Below are 571 nucleotides of genomic sequence, written 5' to 3'. Positions count from 1 at the left end.
GCTTCTAACACCATCATTAGCGGCATGTCTTCGTTGATGTATTCGAAGAATGGATGAGCGGTAGAACTGACTTGCACTTGTGAGTAGGGCGATTGCCATTGCTTCTCAAACGTAGCGATGGCGCGGCGTTCCATAAATGGCTTTTGCACTAAAATAATCGATTCGCATTGGATGCCTTTCTCTTTTAATAACTGCTCGGTGAAACGGACGTTTTCTCCACTATTGGTTGAACGTGTTTCTACTAAAATGGCATCGCTTGGTACGCCAGCTAAACGCGCGATGTCTGCAAATGTTTCGGCTTCACTTTTTTCAAACAACCCATCCGTAAAACGGCCTTCACCACCGGAGAACACAATCAATGGTGCGAGTTTTTGGTGGTAAAGCGCAGCGGCGTGCTCAGCAACTCGCACGTCGTTACTGCACATAACAAACAAGCAGTCGGCAGGCTTTAAATCCTGTTTGAGCTGCATGTAATCCCAAAGCGTTTCTATATGTTGATATAACTTCATAGTGCATCCAGCGTTGAATTGAATCGGAATTGATACCCAAGTGAAACCAGCTTGTCCGCCAA

The 571-nt window shown here is 45.7% G+C and carries 1 protein-coding gene; it reads right to left on the bottom strand.

All coding sequences use genetic code 11. The features are described 5' to 3' along the window. Window positions 1–509 (bottom strand): YdcF family protein (locus R7Z77_RS27345; protein ID WP_318137304.1); only part of this gene is annotated, 509 nt, incomplete at its 3' end. Window positions 510–571: the final 62 nt, after the last annotated feature.

The sequence above is a fragment of the Vibrio sp. 1401 genome (genome assembly GCF_033340295.1).
This window is presented reverse-complemented; position numbering and strand designations above follow the sequence as displayed.